Raw genomic sequence first — 18,085 nt, 5'->3', positions numbered from 1 at the left:
CTCGCTTCCGTTGCGTCCGGCTCCCCTCTTACGGCACCGGCACCACCAGCCGCCGATAGAGATGCCACGTCGCATGCCCGAGCACGGGCAGCGTCACGACCAGTCCGAGAAAATACGGCAGCGCCGAGACGATCAGCAGCATCACGATCACCGCGGCCCACGAGATCATCGGCAGCGGGCTGGTCACCACCGCACGCACGCTCGTCACCATGGCGGTGACGAAATCGACCTCGCGGTCGAGCAGCAGCGGAAACGACACCACCGTCAGCGAGAACAAGATCAGCGACAGCGCGGCACCGACCGCGTTGCCGATGGCGAGGAACAGCAGGCCCTCATTCGTGGTCAGCACCACCGTCATGAATTCCTGCAAACTCGAGAACGAGGCGTGCAGGCCGAGCAGCAGCGCGATGAGCAGCCGCACCTGGTACATCCAGATCACGAACATGAACAGCGTGACGAAGGCCATCCAGCCGATCTCGCTGCGCGCGCGTATCGCCGACCAGATCGCGCCGAAGGAGACCGGCTCGCCGCGCTCGCGGCGGCGGCTGACCTCGTACAGGCCGATCGCCACGAACGGCCCGATCAGCGCAAAGCCGGCCGCAAGGGGATAGACGAGATAGACCATGCCGAAGGCGGTGAGACAGAGCATGATGGCGATGCCGCCGCCTGCGTAGAGCGCGCCGAAGCAGAGCCCGTAGAGCGGCAGCGCCTGGAAATCGCGCAAACCCTCGACCAGCGCCTCGGCGATGTCGGTCGCCGCCACGGGACGCACCACCGGATCGACTTTGCCCGAGATCGACATGCGGCTCCCTCTCCTCATCACCGGCACGATCTCCGTCGCGCGCGATCCTGATATTAGCGCCCTCGCGACCTGCGCGCACGCGCGGGATGACGGTATCCCGGGAGGCCCGACACCCGCCCGACAGAGCTTCGCGGGCGAACTTTCCGGGGACTCATCCGTGATGTGCGCGGCCGAAATTTTCCCCGCGGGGGCCTTTTCGGCGCGATGCCTATGGACTGAGCGGAGGGTGGTGCCGCAGATTGCATCTTCGAACCAGCACGCGCGACGACCAAATTGGACCGCCCGACCGATGAGCTTGCGTACCCGGCTACTGATACTCGTCATTGCGGCCATGCTGGTGCCCGCCATCCTCGTCGGCTTACGTTTCGTGCAAAATCGCAGCAGCGAAATCAATGCAGCCCTGGCCAATCTGACCGCGACAGCCGACGACATTGCAAGCGACCTGGACGAGAAGATCCAGGGCACCGCCCAGCTTCACTATGGTCTCGCCCGTGCACGCGACCTCGACACGCGCGACAAGGCGGCGTGCTCGGCGTTCCTGTCGGAAGTGCGCGAGGAATACCCACAATTCACTGGGATATTGACCATCGATCCCGACGGCAGCCTGTTCTGCGATTCGCTGCGGACCAACCGCACCCTCGACCTCCGGGATCGCGCCTATTTCAAGCAGGCCCTGGTGTCGCGCGGCATCGCGCTCGAGCCGGTATTCGGCCGGCTGACCGGACTATCGGTGCTCCAGATCGCCTATCCGGTGCGATCGGAGACGGGCGCCCTGAAGCTGGTCCTGCTCGCCTCCTTCAACCTGCGCAAATTCGCGGAGTTTCACGACAAGCGGCTGCTCGGCCAGAAGGAGATCCTGCTCCTCGACAGCAAGGGAACGGTTCTGGTCGCGCCCTCCCGCGGAGGCTGGACCGAGCCGGTCGGCACGTCGATCGCGGGATCCGACCTGCTCCGCTTCGCTGCAACGCCCGACCGGAAGGCGTATCAGGAGGTGACCGATCGCGACGGCCGGACGCAGGTCTGGGCTGTCGCCGCGCGCTCGCCTTCGACCCGCGATGCCGGCCTCTACATCATGGTCGGACGGTCCAAGGACGGACTGGTCGCCGCGGCGAATCGCCGGCTCTACGAGGATGTGGCGATACTCGCGGTGGCCTCGCTGCTGCTGCTCGCGGCCGTCTGGATCCTTGCGACCGTGAGCGTCGGGCGCCAGGTCGGACGTCTCGCCACCATGGCGAAGAAACTTGGGCTCGGAGATCTCAGCGCGCGAATTCCGCCTCCCCACCCGGGCGGCGAGCTGGGCGGATTGATGACCCTGCTCAACGACACCGCCGAGTCGCTCGAGCAGCAACGCGCCGCCATCGCCGACCTCAGCCACAAGCTCAGCCAATCCCAGAAGATGGAAGCCATGGGCCAGCTCACCGGCGGCGTGGCGCACGATTTCAACAACCTCTTGACCGTCATTCTCGGCAACTCCGAGCATCTTGCCGACAGGCTGGCCGGCAACAAGGAATTGCACCGGATCGCCAACGACATCGCGACCGCCGCCGAGCGCGGCTCCGACCTGACGCGGAGCCTGCTCGCCTTCGCGCGCAAGCAGCCCCTGAGGCCGCGAGACATCGACATCGCCGCGAAGATTCACGAGATGGAGCAGCTGTTGCGCCGGCCCCTGGGCGAGCACATCGAATGCACCTTCGCGCTCGAACCGGATGTGTGGCTGACCAGCGTCGATCCCGGCGAGCTGACAACTGCGCTGCTCAATCTCGTGCTCAACGCGCGCGACGTCATGCCGCTCGGCGGCAAGCTGACGATCGAGGCGCGCAACACCTCGCTCGGTGAATCCGACCTGGACGTCAACGGCGAGCCGCGGCCGGGCGACTACGTCATGGTGGCCGTGACCGACACCGGCAGCGGCATGACCGCCGAGGTGGCGAGCCGGGCGTTCGAGCCGTTCTTCACCACCAAGGAGGTCGGCAAGGGCACCGGCCTCGGCCTGAGCATGGTCTACGGCTTTGTGCGGCAATCCGGCGGCGTTGTGCAGATGCAGTCCGAACCGGGACAAGGCAGCGTCGTCAGGCTGTTCTTTCCCCGCCTTGCAACGCCACCGAACGAGCAGCCGTCACCCGCGGAACGGATCGTCGCCCCCGACGGAAGCGAGACCATTCTTGTCGTCGAGGACGACGACATGGTTCGGGCCTATGTCGAGAGCGAGCTGAAGACCCTCGGCTATCGCGTCATCGCGGCGTCGAACGGTCCCGCGGCTCTCGAACTGTTGCGCCGCCCCGGCGACATCGACCTGCTGCTCACCGACGTCGTGATGCCGGGCGGCATGTTCGGACCAGAGCTTGCCAGGCAAGCGACCGGCTTGCGGCCCGGGCTCAAGGTGCTCTTCACCTCGGGCTACACCCAAAATCCCGTCAAGACGCCCGACGGGGTCGGCGACGCCCGCATCCTGACAAAACCGTTCCGGCGGAAGGATCTTGCCGCGATGCTGCGGTCCGCCCTGTCGGCGTCGCCGCGCTGAAATCAGGAAGAGAACGCCAGCCGGAGCGCTACGCCGAGATTGGCTACGAACAGAGCCGCGTCGATGACGAAGATCCTGAGCATCGGACCTTTCAGCACGGGCCAGTAGGCCACCCCGACGCGCCCTCCGCGCATCAGGACCGGAAGGTTATAGGCGAACTGGCTGAAGTGGCAGGCGGCAAAGAACAGCGCGAGCTGCGCCTCGATCGGCTGGAAGAAGGCCGGACGAGCGGCCAGAAGATAGAACGACAAAAGCCCGATCGGCAGATTCATCCCGCCCAGGAACGCCACGCTGGCCGCCAGGGTCGGCGCGATCGGATTGCTGCGCTCTTCGCGCGGCAGGAGTATCTTCAGCGTGTTGCCCTGGGCGACGCTGAACTGGATGAAGGCGCCGCCGAACCAGAGTGTGTTGAGGAGCAGGACGAAATCCGAAAGGTGCATGATCATTTTCCGTAGAAGGCTTCGCTGCGCACCACACGGCCCGCATCGTCGAAATCCATGAACTCGCTGGCGCGCGTGTCGCCGAGCTGCCACCACACCGTCAGGCGCGCGATCGCCTCGTCCCAGCTCCAGCTCAGGATCTTCAGGTCGGCGCTTTCGATGTGGCCATAAGCCTCGCGCCAATAAGCGCGGATGTTCTCGGCGCCGCTGACGACCGGAGAACCGGTCAATGATAGTGCCAGAGGGCTGCGCATCTGCGCATCGTCGGCGAAATGCGCGACGACCGCGTCGATATCGACCCGGCGCCAGCTCGCGCACCATGCCGCGACAAAGCGCTCGGCGGCTGCGCGATCCATTTTCCATCCGCTCATGGCGGAGCCCTCCCCTGGCTCGTTGCCGGGAAAGTGGCAAAGCTCGCACCTCATGTCAACTATATTGACTTGAGGAACCGTCAGTTGTTGTCGGCGATCGCCCCCATGACGGCCATCCATGCCGCCGCACCCGACGCCCCGGCGCGATCAAACGCTTCGCGCAGGACCTTGCGCTCGTGATCCGATGCCTTTTGCTCGATGCGTCGCCCGGCCTCCGTCAGGCGCAACAGCTTGGAGCGATGCTGCTCGGGTGCCCGCTTCGACGTCAGGAGCTTGCGCTCCAGCAGCAGGTTGAGCGGCCGGTTCAGGGCCTGCTTGGAGATGCCGAGGATCTCGATCAGCGAGCCGATCGCGATATCGGGACGGCGCGCCACCACGTAGAGGATGCGGTGGTGTGGACGCGACAGGCCCTGCTTCGCAAGATATTCGTCGGCCTCCAGCGTCATCCCGCGCCAGCCGTAATACATCAGCTCCAGCGCCGCATCGAGATCGTGCAGCTTCGGAAGTGAGGCGCGGTGAAGCCCCGCAGCTTGAGACGTCTTTGCCATTGTCTGAAAGAGCCTAACCCCGCGCCCGCAGCTCGCGCCGCAGCACCTTGCCCGTAGCCGTCATCGGCAGTGTCTCCGCGAACTCGACGAAGCGCGGATATTCGTGCGCGGCGAGTTGCACCTTCACGAACTCCTGGATCTCGCGCGCGAGCGCGTCGCTTGCCGCGAAGCCGGGACGCAGCACGATCCAGGCCTTGATCGATTCGGTGCGGATCGGATCGGGGATGCCGACCACCGCCGCCATCGCCACCGACGGATGCTTCATCAGCGTGTGCTCGATCTCGGACGGGCCGACGCGATAGCCGGCGGTGGTGATGACGTCGTCCTCGCGGCTGACATACCAGAAATAGCCGTCCTCATCCCGGGTACCGAGATCGCCGGTCAGCAGGAATTCGCCGGCATATTTCTTCGCCGTCGCGTCTGGATTGCGCCAGTATTCGAGCATCGTGCACGGGCATGGCTGGCGCACGCCGATGATGCCGCGCTGCCCCGTCGGCAGTTCCTCGCCCTTGTCGTTCACGATGCGGACGTCGAAGCCCGGCGTCGCCTTGCCCATCGACCCCGGGCGGATCGGAAACAGGTTGGAGTTGCTGCCGATCACGAGGTTGCACTCGGTCTGGCCGAACACTTCATGCGCATCGATGCCAAACGTCTCGCGCACCCAGCCGAGCAGCTCGCCGCCGAGCGATTCACCGCCAGTGAAAATGCTGCGCAGCTTGACGCCCGGATGCTTCACGCCGGCCTGCCGCATCAGCTTCAGCGCGGTGGGCGGCAGGAAGACGTTGCGGACACCGAGGTCGGCCATCATCTGCATCGCCGCCTGCGGCTCGAACTTTCTCGCACGGTGACCGACCAGGGGGATGCCGTGATACCAGAACGCGAACAGGCCGTTGACGAGGCCGCCGATCCACGCCCAATCCGCCGGCGTCCACATCAGATCGCCGGGGCGCGGCAGGAAGTTGTGGCACATCTCGACATTCGGCAGGTGGCCGAGCACGACGCGATGCGCATGCAGCGCGCCCTTCGGATTGCCTGTCGTGCCTGACGTGTAGATGATCAGGGCGGGGTCATCGGCGGAGGTGTCGACGGTCGCAAAGTCCTCGGACGCGGTTTCGATCGCCGGCCAGAACGGTTTTGCGCCGGCGTGGACGGCGCCGCTCGTGACATAGATGTCCTGCAGATAGGGCAGCCGATCGCGGATCTTCGTGAGCTTCTCCCAGCCCGCTTCGTCAGTGATGATGGCTCTTGCTTGCGAATTCGACAGGCGGAATTCCAGCGCGTCCTCGCCGAACAGCGCGAACAGCGGGATCGAGATCAGCCCGGAGCGGAACGCGGCCATATGCGCGATCGGCAGCTCCAGCGACTGCGACAGGAACACCGCGACACGGTCGCCGCGCACGAGCCCATCGGCCTTCAGCACATTGGCGAAGCGGCGCGACATCTCTGCGACCTCGTCGAAGGAGGTGCGCGTGATTGCGCCGTTCTCGTCGACATAGACCAGCGCGAGGCGGCCCGTGCCGTCGGCATGGCGGTCGCAGCACGCCTCCGCCATGTTGAAACGCGCCGGGACGTCCCAGCGGAAGTTGCGATAGAGCTCGTCGTAGGTTGCGGCTTCGGTGAGCATGGTCGTTTCCCGGCAGCGTCGTCACAGCCGGGCGTGTCCCGGCCATCCACGTTCTTGTTTCGACCTGAGTTTAAGCGCGTGGGAGCCCGGGACAAGCCCGGGCATGACGATGCGGAGGCATCCCCTAACGGCGCACCGTCTGGAAGAATTTCCTGACGTCGCCAACATACAGCTCCGGCTGCTCGAATGCGGCGAAATGCCCGCCCTTCTCCATCTCGCTCCAGTGCGTGATGTTAGGAAAGTTCGGCTCCATCCAGCGCCTGACCGGCGTGATGATCTCCTTGGGGAACACGGCCACGCCGGTCGGCACGTTGACTTTGGGCGTAGTGCGGCGCTTGCCAAAACTCTCCCAGTAGAGCCGCGCGGAGGAGGTCGCCGTCTCCGTCGCCCAATAGAGCATGACGTTGTCGAGCAGCTCGTCCTTGTCAAAAATGTTTTCGGGATCGCCGTCGCAATCGGTCCAGGCCCAGAATTTTTCCAAAATCCAGGCCGCCTGCCCACTCGGCGAATCCGTCAGGCCATAGCCGAGCGTCTGCGGCCGCGTCGATTGCTGCTTGGAATAGCCGGAATCGAGATCGACATAATGCTTCAGGCCCGCGAGCGCGCGCTTCTCTTCCGCCGTCGGCTCGCCCTCGACCTTCGGCGCCGCGTTGAAAGCGAGCGTGATGTGGATGCCGGCGCAATGCTCGGCGTCCTGTGCGCCCAGCGATGTCGTCACCGCCGAGCCCCAGTCGCCGCCCTGCGCGCCGTAACGCGCGTAACCGAGCCGATCCATCAGCTTCGCCCAGGTCGCGGCGATGCGGTCGACGCCCCAACCGGTGGTCTTTGGCTTGGCGGAGAAGCCAAAGCCCGGCAGCGACGGACACACCACATGAAACGCATCCGCGGGATTACCGCCATGCGCGGCCGGATCGACCAGCGGCGCGATCACTTTCTGGAATTCGACGATCGACCCCGGCCAGCCATGGGTGATGATCAGCGGCAGCGCCGACGGCTCCCTCGAGCGCGCATGCAGGAAGTGGATGTCGAGCCCGTCGATCTCGGTGATGAACTGGTCGAAGCGGTTGAGCTTTGCCTCGCGGGCGCGCCAGTCATAGCCATTGGCCCAGTAGGCGCAGATCTCCTGGATCCATTTCAGCGGCGCGCCCTGGCTCCAGTCGTCGACCAGCTCCGCCTCCGGCCAGCGCGTGCGGGCGAGGCGCGATTTGAGGTCGGTGAGAATGTCGTCGCTGATGGCGATGCGAAACGGTTTGATGGCGCCGGTCATCGGTTGCCCCCGATTTGTCTATCGGGAGAGAGTAGACCGAACTGACGCGGCATCAAAGGTGCACCTTCTCCCCTTGCGGGAGAAGGTGGCGCGAAGCGCCGGATGAGGGGTATCTATCCACGTGAACTACTGTGAGAGATTCACCCGCGGAGAGAACCCCTCACCCGCCTCGCTTCGCGAGGCACCCTCTCCCGCAGGGGGAGAGGGGAAGAAGCTAGCCCGTCAGCGCGGCCTTCACGAGGCCACTGGCCTTGCCGAAATCCATCTGACCGGCGTACTTCGCGCGCAACACCGCGATCACCTTGCCCATGTCCTTCATGCCGGCAGCGCCCGTCTCGGCGATGGCGTCCGCGATCGCCTTCTTCACCTCGTCGTCCGACATCTGCTTCGGCAGGTAGGCCGAGATCACCGCGATTTCCTCGCGCTCTTGGGCAGCGAGCTCGGCGCGGCCGCCCTTGTCGTAAAGCTCGACCGACTCCTGGCGCTGCTTGATCATCTTCTGGAAGACGCCGAGCAGGTCGGCATCCGACAGCGGCGGCTTGCCGTTGCCGCGCGCCTCGATGTCGGCGTTCTTGATGGTCGAGTTGACCATGCGCAGGGTGGACAGCTTGCGCTCCTCCTTGGCCTTCATGGCCTCCTTGACCGCGTTGTTGATGTCGTCGCGCAGCATGATCGTGATCCCTTCGAATATCCGACGCCTGATCTAGGCCGTTCGCGGCCCTGAGACAACCGGGGCTCCCATCCATTCGACCAGCGCCCGCGTCGTCGCCTCGGGCTGCTCCGGCTGCGGCAGGTGCCCGCAACGCTCGAGGATCACCAGTCTCGCGCCCGCTATGCCCTCCGCCATCTCCTTGGAGAACGCGTTCGGAATCGTGTTGTCCTGATCGCCCGTCAGCACCAGCGTCGGGCATTTGATCGTCGCCAGCGTCGGCCGCGAATCCACCCGCGCAATGATCGCGGTTTGCTGCCGCAGATAGCCTTCGACGCCGACGTCCTCGCCCTGCTCATGCACGAGCTTTCGAATGCCGGCATCGTCGCATCGCGAGGGATGCACCAGCTCCGGAAACATCTCCTCGCGCGCTGCGCGCAGCTCGCCGCGCCTGGCCCGCTCCATCAGGCCGCGGCGGCGCGCGGTCGCTTCCGGTGTATCGGGCCGAGCCTGGGTATTGATCAGCGCGAGCTTCAAAACCCGCTCGGGCGCCTGGCGCATGATCTCGAGCGCGATGTAGCCGCCCATGGAGTGACCGGCGAGCGCAAAGCGCGGCGGAGCCTCGCTCAGCACGCGCCGGGCGATCGCCGCCATGCTGTCGTCGCGAATATGGTTGGCAATCATCACCGGGCCGAACCGCCAGAGTGCCGGGATCACCGAGGCGTAGATCCGGGCCGAGGAGGCCAACCCCGGAACCAGCAGAAGCGGGGTGGTCTGGTCCATTATTGCCTCGCGAGCCCAGGAAATTGGCGGAAATTATCCTGCCAAGCTTAAGTGCCTGAGGAGACCTGTCAAATATGCAAAAACGCATGTGAATCGGCGCTCGTCCGCTTTGACGGCGGCGCCGGCCCGGACTATGAACCGGGCTCATGACACAACATGACAACGATACCGCCTGGCCGGACCACAAACCGACCGCGCTCCTCGTGCTCGCCGATGGCACGGTGCTCGAAGGCTTCGGTCTCGGCGCAGAAGGCCATGCCGTCGGTGAGGTCTGCTTCAACACCGCGATGACCGGCTATGAGGAGATCCTCACCGATCCCTCCTACGCCGGCCAGCTCATCACCTTCACCTTCCCGCATATCGGCAATGTCGGTACCAACGAGGAAGACATCGAGACGGTGAACATGGCCGCGACGCCGGGCGCGCGCGGCGTGATCCTGCGCACCGCGATCACCGATCCCTCGAACTACCGCGCCACCAAGCATCTCGACGCCTGGCTCAAGGCCCGCGGCATCATCGGCCTGTCCGGCATCGACACCCGCGCATTGACCGCGCTGATCCGCAGCAAGGGCATGCCCAACGCCGTGATCGCGCATGCCAGGAACGGCGAGTTCGACCTGCATGGCATGAAGGAAGAAGCGCGCGAATGGCCGGGCCTCGAGGGCATGGACCTGGTGCCGATGGTCACCTCGGGCCAGCGCTTCACCTGGGACGAGACGCCCTGGCTGTGGGACAAGGGTTTTGGCCGCCAGGACAAGCCCGAGTTCAACGTCGTCGCCATCGACTACGGCATCAAGCGCAACATCCTGCGCCTGCTCGCCGGTGTCGGCTGCAAGGTGACGGTGGTGCCGGCGACGACCTCATCGGAAGACATTCTGGCGATGAAGCCGGACGGCGTGTTCCTGTCCAACGGCCCCGGCGATCCGGCCGCGACGGGCAAATACGCGGTGCCGGTGATCCGGGACGTGATCAAGTCGGGCACACCGACGTTCGGCATCTGCCTCGGTCACCAGATGCTCGGCCTCGCCGTCGGCGCCAAGACCAAGAAGATGCATCAGGGCCATCACGGCGCCAATCATCCCGTGAAGGACGAGACCACCGGCAAGGTCGAGATCACCTCGATGAACCACGGTTTTGCAGTGGACGAGGCGACGCTGCCGAAGGGCGCGACGCAGACCCACATCTCGCTGTTCGACGGATCCAATTGCGGCATTCAGCTCGACGGCAAGCCGGTGTTCTCGGTGCAGTACCACCCCGAGGCCTCGCCGGGCCCGCGCGACTCGCACTATCTGTTCCAGCGCTTCGCGGATCTGATGCGGCAGAAGAAGAGCGCGTAACGCTGGCTCTCCTGCAATTGCCTTGACGACATCGAGCCCGGGCCTTGACCCGGGCTCGATGTCATTCGGGCTCGACGCTGCGGTTCGCCTGGACGCAAGGAACGTCGTCTCACGCCCCTCGTTGATTCCTGCTACGCTCACGCAGGAGCCCTGCCATGTCCGTTATCAGCGACAATGCCGAGCCACTCGCCATCGTGTTCGAAGATGACGGGCTCGTGCCCAACAACATCCTTCCCTTCCTGGTCTATCAGGGTGCGGTGAAGCTCGATTCCAGGCGTCCCGAGGCGACCATCGAAAATCTGTTCGAAGCGAACAACTGGGGCGGCACGTGGCGCAATGGCGTCTACGACTATCTGCACTATCACGCGACGGTGCATGAGGTGCTCGGCGTTGCGCGCGGAAGTGCCCGCGTCCGCTTCGGCGGCGATCATGGCCAGGAGCTGGAGATCAAGGCAGGCGACGTCGCGATCCTGCCGGCCGGCACGGGGCATCAGTGCATCAGGGCGAGCGACGATTTCTGCATCATCGGCGCATATCCGCCGGGATCGAAGATGGTGGTGACGCGGGCAACGCCGGAGAACCATGCCAGGGCACTGAAGACGATTCCCGAGGTCGCGCTGCCGCCGGCCGATCCGGTGACGGGCAAGAACGGGGCGTTGATGAGGCTGTGGAGCCGGCCATAAGCGCGACGCCGTAGGGTGGGCAAAGCGGAGCGTGCCCACCAATCAGTTCAAGCCGCAAGGACGGATGGTGGGCACGGCGCGCAAGAAGCGCGCCTTTGCCCACCCTACGGCAATGTCCCTTACGCCTCGTTGCCGCCTTCCTGGCGGGTGGCCTCGAACAGGAACCACGTCCGGCGCTCGGTCTCGTCGATAAAGTTTTCGAGGATGCTGGCGCTGGCGACATCGCCGGCGTCGTCGCAAACGTCGTGCGCCTTACGCATCGCGGCGGCGACGTGCTTGTTGTCCTGCATCAGCTCGCGCAGCATCTCGCGCGGCGGGACGTAGTCCTCGTTGTTGTCCTTGATGGTCTGGAGTTTGGCGACCTGGCCGATCGACTTCAGCGTGGTGCCGCCGATCTTGCGGACGCGTTCGGCGAGCTGGTCGGTGGTGGCGAAGATCTGGTCGGACTGCTCGTCGAGCAGCAGATGATAGTCGCGGAAATGCCGGCCGCTGATGTGCCAGTGGAAATTCTTGGTCTTCAGATAGAGCGCGAACGCATCAGCCAAAAGCACGTTGAGCGCCTCAGAGACCTTCTTGACCCCATCGGGCGACAGATCGGTGGGGGTATCGAGATCGGGCGAGACCTTGGTGGGGGCTTTGCTCACGGGAAACCTTCCTGTTAGGACGCGGACATTGACGGCGCGCCGTCGCACCCCTAACGCAAGGCGGGCAGCGCCGGTTCCTTGACAGGAACCGTTTGGCCGGGACCTACGAAATACCATGGACGATTGGATCGATTATTACGACTCCACGCATACGATCTATGTCAGCAAGCTGCATCGCGACTTGCACTTCCAGATCATCGCGCGGGACATCATCGGCTACATCTCATCGCCCGAGGCGACCGTGCTCGACTATGCCTGCGGCGAGGCGCTGTCGGCGAGCCAGGTCGCCGCGGCCTGCGGCAAGCTGATTCTCGCCGAGCCCGCCCCCGGCGTGCGTGGCCGGCTGATCGCCCGATTTGCCCCGAACACCAAGATCCGCGTCCGCTCCCTCGACGACGTCCGCAAAATGCAGGACCAGTCGATCGACCTCGCGGTGATGAACTCGGTCGCGCAATACATGACGCCGGACGAGCTCGATGCCGCGCTTGTCAACATCCGGCGATTGCTGACCCCATCCGGCAAGCTCGTGCTCGGAGATATCTTGCAGCCCAATGTCGGCATGTTCAGGGATGTGATGGCGCTGCTCAGCTTCGGCCTGCGTCACGGCTTCCTGAAGGACGCGCTGATCGGGCTGATCAGCACCGCGCTGTCAGATTACCGTCATCTGCGCACGCGCATCGGGCTCCAGCGCTATGGCGAGGACGAGATCGTCGCCAAGCTGACCGCGGCCGGCTTCGCTGTCCAGCGCGCCCACACCAATATCGGCCATAATCGCTGGCGCATGACCTTCATCGCGCGGCCGCCTCTGGTCCGTTAAGCATAATGACTGCCCGAGGTGGCTTGTCGCACGCCGATAGGTAAAGATCGTCGCGGCCCGGTGGCGGAAGCGTCTACGCGAGGGCGGTGCAACGCTCTTCATCCTGGTTCAAATCCAGGCCGGGTCTCCAGCCTTCGCTGGCTCCGCCAGCTTCGGCTAGGCAAGCCGTATCGTGCGAAGGCCGCCTCGGCGAAGCCCGAAGGGCGAAGACGGGCACGCTTCAACGGACCGCCCAAAGCAAATTCTCGAAAACTCGCAAACTTCAATCCACTTCGACCGTTTCGCACTCCGACAGCAGCTGTAGCCGGTCGGCATCCTTGGCTGCGGAGCTGAGGACAGCATCGAGCAGCCCCGGAAAGCGTGCGTCCAGATCCTCGCGGCGGAGCCGCATGAACCGGTTGGTGCCCGCCACGCGCGTCAGCATCAGGCCGCATTCGCGCAGCTTGGCGAAATGGTAGGCGAGGTTGGATTTGCCGGAAAGGCCGCTGAAGTCGCCACAGCAGAGTTCGCTGCTGACACGTTCCTGCTGGGCGAGCTGATAGACGATGGCCAACCGGATCGGATCGCTCAGGCAATCCAGAACCATCGGCAGCTCGATCTGCTCGCGGGTGGGATGAAGGGGCGTGCGGCTCATGGTCTGGAATCATAGCAAACTGACCGTGATGTTCAATAGTTCTTGAATCAATTGACTTCTCGACCCTCGCATTCAATAGTTCAATAAACGTTGAACATAGGGATATCGTCCAATGAGCGTGTTCTGGCTGGCTCTCGCGGCCTTCGCGATTGGTACCGAAGGCTTTGTCATTGCAGGGCTTTTGCCGTCGATCGCCGCCGATCTTTCGATTTCCGTCCCTGCCGCCGGCCAATTGGTCACCGCCTACGCCCTCACCTATGCGGTGGGTTCGCCGATCCTGGCGGTGACGCTGAACAATATCGACCGCCGCACCGTGCTGGCCCTGGCGCTGACGACCTTCATCGCCGGAAATCTCGTCGCGACGGTGGCTTCCAGCTACGCCCTGCTGCTGGCCTCCCGCATGCTGATGGCGCTGGGCTCCGGACTATGCATGCCGACGGCGCTCGCCGTATCGGTGGCCGTCGCCGCGCCCGAACGGCGCGGCCGCGCTGTGGCGCTGGTCACCTCGGGCCTCACGGTTGCGACCGTGATCGGCGTCCCGCTCGGCAATCTCGTCGGCAGCCTGCTCGGCTGGCGCGCGACCTTTGCCATGGTGGCCTTGATCGGCGCGGTTGCGCTTGCCGGCCTGCTGCTTGGCTTGCCCCGCGGCCTGCCGCGCAACACCGCCTCGCTCAGCGAACGGCTGGCGGTGGCGCGTCACAGCAATGTCGTGATTGCGCTTCTGATCACGATCTTATGGGCGGTCGGCGGCTTCACCGTGTTCACCTATTTCGCGGTCCCGTTGCACGGCCTCGGCTTCGACGCCGCGCAGATCAGCCTCGCGCTGCTGGTGTTCGGCGGCGCCGCCGCCATCGGGAATATGCTGGGCGGTGTCCTGGCCGACCGGCTCGGCACGCTCGCCACTGCAGGCCTCGGGCTCGCCGGCATGGCGAGCGCCCTGATCCTGCATTCGCTGGTCCTGAAGTTGATGCCCGGACAGGCGCATTATGCGGTGCTGGGCGCGATCTTCCTCTGGGGCATCTCGGGCTGGGCGTTCTATCCGGCTCAGATCGCCAGCATCATCCGGATCGAGCCGCAGGCCTCGATGATCGCACTCTCGCTCAACGCCTCCGCCATGTATCTCGGCTTTGCCATCGGCGGGGCCCTGGGTGGCGCGGTGCTGGCCACCCTTTCGCCTACTGATCTTGGCTGGATCGGCGGATCGAGCGTTGCGGCCTCGCTGCTGGTGCATCTCGCCCGTGGCTGGCAGGCACGGCCAAAACCCGTCAAAATTGCCGGTTAATGGGCGTTTTTCGGGGTTTCGCCGCCCCGAAAACTGGTCTAAGACCCACCCGCGCGCGAGGGGAGACCCCGCGCTCTCGGCTCAAGGGGACGCGCGGCAAGCGCGCCCTTTTTTTGTGCCCAAAATCCACTTCGGCGAGAGTTGATGCCCAAACGTACAGACATCACCACCATCCTGATCATCGGCGCTGGTCCCATCGTGATCGGCCAGGCCTGCGAGTTCGACTATTCGGGCACGCAAGCGGTGAAGACGCTGAAGGAAGAGGGCTATCGCATCGTCCTCGTCAATTCCAATCCGGCCACCATCATGACCGATCCGGAATTGGCCGACGCCACCTATATCGAGCCGATCACGCCCGAGATCGTCGCAAAAATCATCGAGAAGGAACGTCACGTCATTCCCGGCGGCTTCGCGCTGCTGCCGACCATGGGCGGACAGACCGCGCTGAACTGCGCGCTGTCGCTGCGCCGGCAGGGCACGCTGGAAAAGTTCGACGTCGAGATGATCGGCGCGACCGCTGACGCCATCGACAAGGCGGAAGACCGTCAGCTGTTCCGCGAGGCCATGACCAAGATTGGACTTGAGACGCCAAAGTCGCGGCTCGCCAACGCGTCCGAGTTGAAGAAGTCCTTCCGCGACAAGCACCGGGCCGAACGCGAGAAGCTGTCGGGTGCCGCCCTCGAGGAACACGAACGGCAATGGGTGCTCGGCGAAAGCGACCGCCGCAAGCGCTACCAGGAATATGCGCTCGGCCAGGCGCTGATGGCGCTGTCCGAGATCGGCCTGCCCGCGATCATCCGTCCTTCCTTCACGATGGGCGGCACCGGCGGCGGCATTGCCTACAACAAGGAAGAGTTCCTCGACATCATCGAGCGCGGCCTGGATGCGTCTCCGACCAACGAAGTGCTGATCGAAGAATCCGTGCTCGGCTGGAAAGAGTACGAGATGGAGGTCGTGCGCGACAAGAAAGACAATTGCATCATTGTCTGCTCGATCGAGAACCTCGATCCGATGGGCGTGCACACGGGCGACTCCATCACGGTCGCGCCGGCGCTGACGCTGACCGACAAGGAATACCAGATCATGCGCGACGCCTCGCTGGCGGTGCTGCGCGAGATCGGCGTCGAGACCGGCGGCTCCAACGTGCAGTTCGGCGTCAATCCCGAAGACGGCCGCATGGTCGTGATCGAGATGAATCCGCGCGTGTCGCGGTCGTCCGCACTGGCCTCGAAGGCCACCGGCTTTCCGATCGCAAAGGTCGCCGCCAAGCTCGCGGTCGGCTACACGCTGGACGAGATCGCCAACGACATCACCGGCGGCGCGACGCCGGCCTCGTTCGAGCCGACCATCGACTACGTCGTCACCAAGATTCCGCGCTTCGCCTTCGAGAAATTCCCGGGCGCATCGACCACGCTGACCACGTCGATGAAGTCGGTCGGCGAAGTGATGGCGATCGGCCGTACCTTCCAGGAGAGCCTGCAGAAGGCGCTGCGCGGACTCGAGACCGGCCTGACCGGGCTCGACGAGATCGAGATCGAGGGGCTAGGCCAGCACGACGACAAGAACGCGATCCGCGCCGCGCTCGGCACGCCGACGCCGAACCGGCTGCTCCAGGTCGCCCAGGCCATGCGGCTCGGCTGGTCGAACGAGGACATCTTCAACTCCTGCAAGATCGATCCGTGGTTCCTCAGCGAGATGCGCGGCATCGTCGACATGGAGGAGAAGGTCCGGAAGGACGGCCTGCCGGGCAACGCCTTCGGCATGCGCACGCTCAAGGCCATGGGCTTCTCCGATGCGCGGCTCGCTGTGCTCGCCGAGACGACGGAAGCTGACGTGACGGCGAAGCGCCACGCACTCGGCGTCCGCCCTGTCTACAAGCGCATCGACACCTGCGCAGCCGAGTTCGCGTCGCCGACCGCCTACATGTATTCGACCTATGAGGCGCTGTTTGCGGGCGCGCCCGCGGACGAGAGCTCGCCGTCGGACAAGAAGAAGGTCATCATCCTCGGCGGCGGGCCCAATCGGATCGGCCAGGGCATCGAGTTCGACTATTGCTGCTGTCACGCCTGCTTCGCACTGCATGACGCCGGCTACGAATCCATCATGGTCAACTGCAACCCCGAGACGGTGTCGACCGACTACGACACCGCCGACCGGCTCTATTTCGAGCCGCTCACGGCCGAGGACGTGCTGGAGATCATCGCGAAGGAACGCACGAACGGCACGCTGCACGGCGTGATCGTGCAGTTCGGCGGCCAGACCCCGCTGAAGCTGGCGCGAGCGCTGGAAGCCGCCGAAGTGCCGATCCTCGGCACCTCGCCCGACGCCATCGACCTTGCCGAAGACCGCGACCGCTTCAAGCGCGTGCTCGACAAGCTCCGGCTGAAGCAGCCGAAGAACGGCATCGCCTATTCGGTCGAGCAGGCGCGCCTGGTCGCAACCGATCTCGGCCTGCCGCTGGTGGTGCGCCCGTCCTACGTGCTCGGCGGCCGCGCGATGCAGATCATCCGCGAGGAGAACCAGCTCAGCGACTATTTGCTCGGCACGCTGCCGGAGCTGGTGCCGGCCGACGTCAAGGCACGCTACCCGAACGACAAGACCGGGCAGATCAACACCGTGCTCGGCAAGAACCCACTGCTGTTCGACCGCTATCTCTCAGATGCAACGGAGATCGACGTCGACTGCCTCTGCGACGGCAAGGACACCTTCATCGTCGGCATCATGGAGCACATCGAGGAAGCCGGCATCCATTCCGGTGACAGCGCCTGCTCGCTGCCGCCGCACTCGCTCGATGCCAGGATGATCGAGGAGCTGGAGCGGCAGACGCGTGAGCTGGCGCTCGGCCTCGACGTCGTCGGCCTGATGAATGTGCAGTATGCGATCAAGGACGGCGAGATCTACGTGCTCGAAGTCAATCCGCGCGCCTCGCGCACGGTGCCCTTCGTCGCCAAGGTGGTCGGCACGCCGGTCGCCAAGATCGCAGCGCGCATCATGGCCGGCGAGAAGCTCGCCGACTTCAAGCTGAAGAAGGCGGACTTCAAGCATGTCGGCGTGAAGGAATCGGTGTTTCCGTTCGCCCGCTTCCCCGGCGTCGACACGGTGCTCGGCCCCGAGATGCGCTCGACCGGCGAGGTCATGGGCATCGACAGCTCCTTCGCGATAGCCTTTGCCAAGAGTCAGCTCGGCGGCGGCACGCGGGTGCCGCGCAAGGGCACGGTGTTCGTCTCGGTTCGCGAGAGCGACAAGACGCGCATCGCCGAGGCCGTTCGCGAATTGCATTCGCTCGGCTTCAAGGTGCTGGCGACATCGGGCACGGCGCGCTTCCTGACCGATCAGGGCATCCCGACCGAGAGGGTCAACAAGGTGCTTGAGGGACGGCCGCACATCGTCGATGCCATCACCAATGGCGACGTCCAGCTCGTCCTCAACACCACCGAGGGCCCGCAGGCGCTCGCCGACAGCCGCTCGCTGCGGCGCGCGGCCCTCTTGCATAAAGTGCCGTATTACACCACTCTTTCCGGGGCCGTGGCGGCCGCGCAGGGCATCCGCGCCTATCTGGGCGGGGACCTTGAGGTTCGTACCCTGCAGAGCTACTTTTCGGAAACCTGATCGCTAGCGACGGCGACGCTTCCGCTAAGTGACTGGCAATGAAGCCACAATGGCCGGAGGAACTGTCCGGCCGT

Annotated in this window: 16 protein-coding genes and 1 tRNA gene; 7 read left to right on the top strand and 10 right to left on the bottom strand. The window is 64.7% G+C overall.

From position 1 onward, the window contains the following. Positions 1–28: 28 nt before the first annotated feature. Positions 29–802 (bottom strand): DUF2189 domain-containing protein, encoded by a 774-nt coding sequence (locus J4G43_RS10755; protein WP_208084765.1) that lies wholly within the window; start codon positions 800–802, stop codon positions 29–31. A 289-nt stretch (positions 803–1,091) separates the two neighbouring features. Between J4G43_RS10755 and J4G43_RS10750 the strand changes: the two genes are divergently transcribed. Further along, positions 1,092–3,323, top strand: a complete 2,232-nt coding sequence (locus tag J4G43_RS10750) for an ATP-binding protein (RefSeq protein ID WP_208084764.1) — start codon at positions 1,092–1,094, stop codon at positions 3,321–3,323. 2 nt (positions 3,324–3,325) lie between these two features. On the opposite strand, the gene J4G43_RS10745 is transcribed toward J4G43_RS10750, so the two are convergent. From J4G43_RS10745 to J4G43_RS10715, 7 genes are all read right to left on the bottom strand, one after another. Further along, complete coding sequence (locus tag J4G43_RS10745) at positions 3,326–3,763, bottom strand: hypothetical protein (RefSeq protein ID WP_208084763.1); 438 nt, start codon at positions 3,761–3,763, stop codon at positions 3,326–3,328. 2 nt (positions 3,764–3,765) lie between these two features. After that, complete coding sequence (locus tag J4G43_RS10740) at positions 3,766–4,134, bottom strand: YybH family protein (RefSeq protein WP_208084762.1); 369 nt, start codon at positions 4,132–4,134, stop codon at positions 3,766–3,768. Positions 4,135–4,214: 80 nt separating this feature from the next. Next, complete coding sequence (locus J4G43_RS10735; RefSeq protein WP_028159428.1) at positions 4,215–4,682, bottom strand: MarR family winged helix-turn-helix transcriptional regulator; 468 nt, start codon at positions 4,680–4,682, stop codon at positions 4,215–4,217. Between the two features lie 13 nt (positions 4,683–4,695). Then, a complete protein-coding gene (locus J4G43_RS10730; RefSeq protein ID WP_208084761.1) occupies positions 4,696–6,306 on the bottom strand; it encodes an acyl-CoA synthetase in 1,611 nt (536 codons plus the stop codon). A 124-nt stretch (positions 6,307–6,430) separates the two neighbouring features. Then, on the bottom strand, positions 6,431–7,573 hold the full coding sequence (locus J4G43_RS10725) for an epoxide hydrolase family protein (RefSeq protein ID WP_208084760.1): 1,143 nt from the start codon (positions 7,571–7,573) through the stop codon (positions 6,431–6,433). Between the two features lie 214 nt (positions 7,574–7,787). Then, positions 7,788–8,243 carry a GatB/YqeY domain-containing protein gene (locus J4G43_RS10720; protein ID WP_071909609.1) on the bottom strand — a complete coding sequence of 152 codons (456 nt, stop codon included), beginning with the start codon at positions 8,241–8,243 and terminating at the stop codon, positions 7,788–7,790. A 33-nt stretch (positions 8,244–8,276) separates the two neighbouring features. Continuing rightward, positions 8,277–9,005: an alpha/beta fold hydrolase gene (locus J4G43_RS10715; RefSeq protein WP_208084759.1), complete on the bottom strand. Its 729-nt coding sequence runs from the start codon at positions 9,003–9,005 to the stop codon at positions 8,277–8,279. A 146-nt stretch (positions 9,006–9,151) separates the two neighbouring features. On the opposite strand from J4G43_RS10715, the gene carA reads away from it, so the two are divergent. Both carA and J4G43_RS10705 read left to right on the top strand, forming a co-directional pair. Next, on the top strand, positions 9,152–10,342 hold the full coding sequence (gene carA, locus J4G43_RS10710; protein ID WP_063985501.1) for a glutamine-hydrolyzing carbamoyl-phosphate synthase small subunit: 1,191 nt from the start codon (positions 9,152–9,154) through the stop codon (positions 10,340–10,342). A gap of 155 nt (positions 10,343–10,497) precedes the next feature. Further along, a complete protein-coding gene (locus J4G43_RS10705; RefSeq protein ID WP_208084758.1) occupies positions 10,498–11,025 on the top strand; it encodes a cupin domain-containing protein in 528 nt (175 codons plus the stop codon). Between the two features lie 119 nt (positions 11,026–11,144). Here the strand turns inward: J4G43_RS10705 and J4G43_RS10700 are convergent, their stop codons facing one another. Beyond that, positions 11,145–11,669: a Dps family protein gene (locus tag J4G43_RS10700; RefSeq protein ID WP_208084757.1), complete on the bottom strand. Its 525-nt coding sequence runs from the start codon at positions 11,667–11,669 to the stop codon at positions 11,145–11,147. 115 nt (positions 11,670–11,784) lie between these two features. Between J4G43_RS10700 and J4G43_RS10695 the strand changes: the two genes are divergently transcribed. Together J4G43_RS10695 and J4G43_RS10690 are read left to right on the top strand one after the other, a co-directional pair. Beyond that, positions 11,785–12,486: a class I SAM-dependent methyltransferase gene (locus J4G43_RS10695; protein ID WP_208084756.1), complete on the top strand. Its 702-nt coding sequence runs from the start codon at positions 11,785–11,787 to the stop codon at positions 12,484–12,486. Between the two features lie 54 nt (positions 12,487–12,540). Further along, positions 12,541–12,616: transfer RNA gene (locus J4G43_RS10690), tRNA-OTHER, on the top strand. 132 nt (positions 12,617–12,748) lie between these two features. On the opposite strand, the gene J4G43_RS10685 is transcribed toward J4G43_RS10690, so the two are convergent. Beyond that, positions 12,749–13,120: an ArsR/SmtB family transcription factor gene (locus J4G43_RS10685; protein ID WP_028150674.1), complete on the bottom strand. Its 372-nt coding sequence runs from the start codon at positions 13,118–13,120 to the stop codon at positions 12,749–12,751. A gap of 112 nt (positions 13,121–13,232) precedes the next feature. Here J4G43_RS10685 and J4G43_RS10680 point away from each other — a divergent pair, with 112 nt between their 5' ends. Both J4G43_RS10680 and carB read left to right on the top strand, forming a co-directional pair. Further along, positions 13,233–14,402: an MFS transporter gene (locus J4G43_RS10680; RefSeq protein ID WP_208084755.1), complete on the top strand. Its 1,170-nt coding sequence runs from the start codon at positions 13,233–13,235 to the stop codon at positions 14,400–14,402. A gap of 144 nt (positions 14,403–14,546) precedes the next feature. Beyond that, the gene (carB, locus tag J4G43_RS10675; protein WP_208084754.1) at positions 14,547–18,011 is read left to right on the top strand and encodes a carbamoyl-phosphate synthase large subunit; all 3,465 of its coding nucleotides are present in this window, start codon (positions 14,547–14,549) and stop codon (positions 18,009–18,011) included. Positions 18,012–18,085 lie beyond the last annotated feature (74 nt).

Source organism: Bradyrhizobium barranii subsp. barranii (assembly GCF_017565645.3).
Lineage (GTDB): Bacteria > Pseudomonadota > Alphaproteobacteria > Rhizobiales > Xanthobacteraceae > Bradyrhizobium > Bradyrhizobium barranii.
The sequence above is the reverse complement of the archived record's forward strand: the minus strand, read 5'-3'. Positions and strand labels throughout refer to the sequence as shown.

Coding starts and splice junctions, on each gene's coding strand:
- J4G43_RS10755 (WP_208084765.1), bottom strand. CDS start 802: ATGTCGATCTCGGGCAAAGTCGATCCGGTGGTGCGTCCCGTGGCGGCG.
- J4G43_RS10750 (WP_208084764.1), top strand. CDS start 1,092: ATGAGCTTGCGTACCCGGCTACTGATACTCGTCATTGCGGCCATGCTG.
- J4G43_RS10745 (WP_208084763.1), bottom strand. CDS start 3,763: ATGCACCTTTCGGATTTCGTCCTGCTCCTCAACACACTCTGGTTCGGC.
- J4G43_RS10740 (WP_208084762.1), bottom strand. CDS start 4,134: ATGAGCGGATGGAAAATGGATCGCGCAGCCGCCGAGCGCTTTGTCGCG.
- J4G43_RS10735 (WP_028159428.1), bottom strand. CDS start 4,682: ATGGCAAAGACGTCTCAAGCTGCGGGGCTTCACCGCGCCTCACTTCCG.
- J4G43_RS10730 (WP_208084761.1), bottom strand. CDS start 6,306: ATGCTCACCGAAGCCGCAACCTACGACGAGCTCTATCGCAACTTCCGC.
- J4G43_RS10725 (WP_208084760.1), bottom strand. CDS start 7,573: ATGACCGGCGCCATCAAACCGTTTCGCATCGCCATCAGCGACGACATT.
- J4G43_RS10720 (WP_071909609.1), bottom strand. CDS start 8,243: ATGCTGCGCGACGACATCAACAACGCGGTCAAGGAGGCCATGAAGGCC.
- J4G43_RS10715 (WP_208084759.1), bottom strand. CDS start 9,005: ATGGACCAGACCACCCCGCTTCTGCTGGTTCCGGGGTTGGCCTCCTCG.
- carA (WP_063985501.1), top strand. CDS start 9,152: ATGACACAACATGACAACGATACCGCCTGGCCGGACCACAAACCGACC.
- J4G43_RS10705 (WP_208084758.1), top strand. CDS start 10,498: ATGTCCGTTATCAGCGACAATGCCGAGCCACTCGCCATCGTGTTCGAA.
- J4G43_RS10695 (WP_208084756.1), top strand. CDS start 11,785: ATGGACGATTGGATCGATTATTACGACTCCACGCATACGATCTATGTC.
- J4G43_RS10685 (WP_028150674.1), bottom strand. CDS start 13,120: ATGAGCCGCACGCCCCTTCATCCCACCCGCGAGCAGATCGAGCTGCCG.
- J4G43_RS10680 (WP_208084755.1), top strand. CDS start 13,233: ATGAGCGTGTTCTGGCTGGCTCTCGCGGCCTTCGCGATTGGTACCGAA.
- carB (WP_208084754.1), top strand. CDS start 14,547: ATGCCCAAACGTACAGACATCACCACCATCCTGATCATCGGCGCTGGT.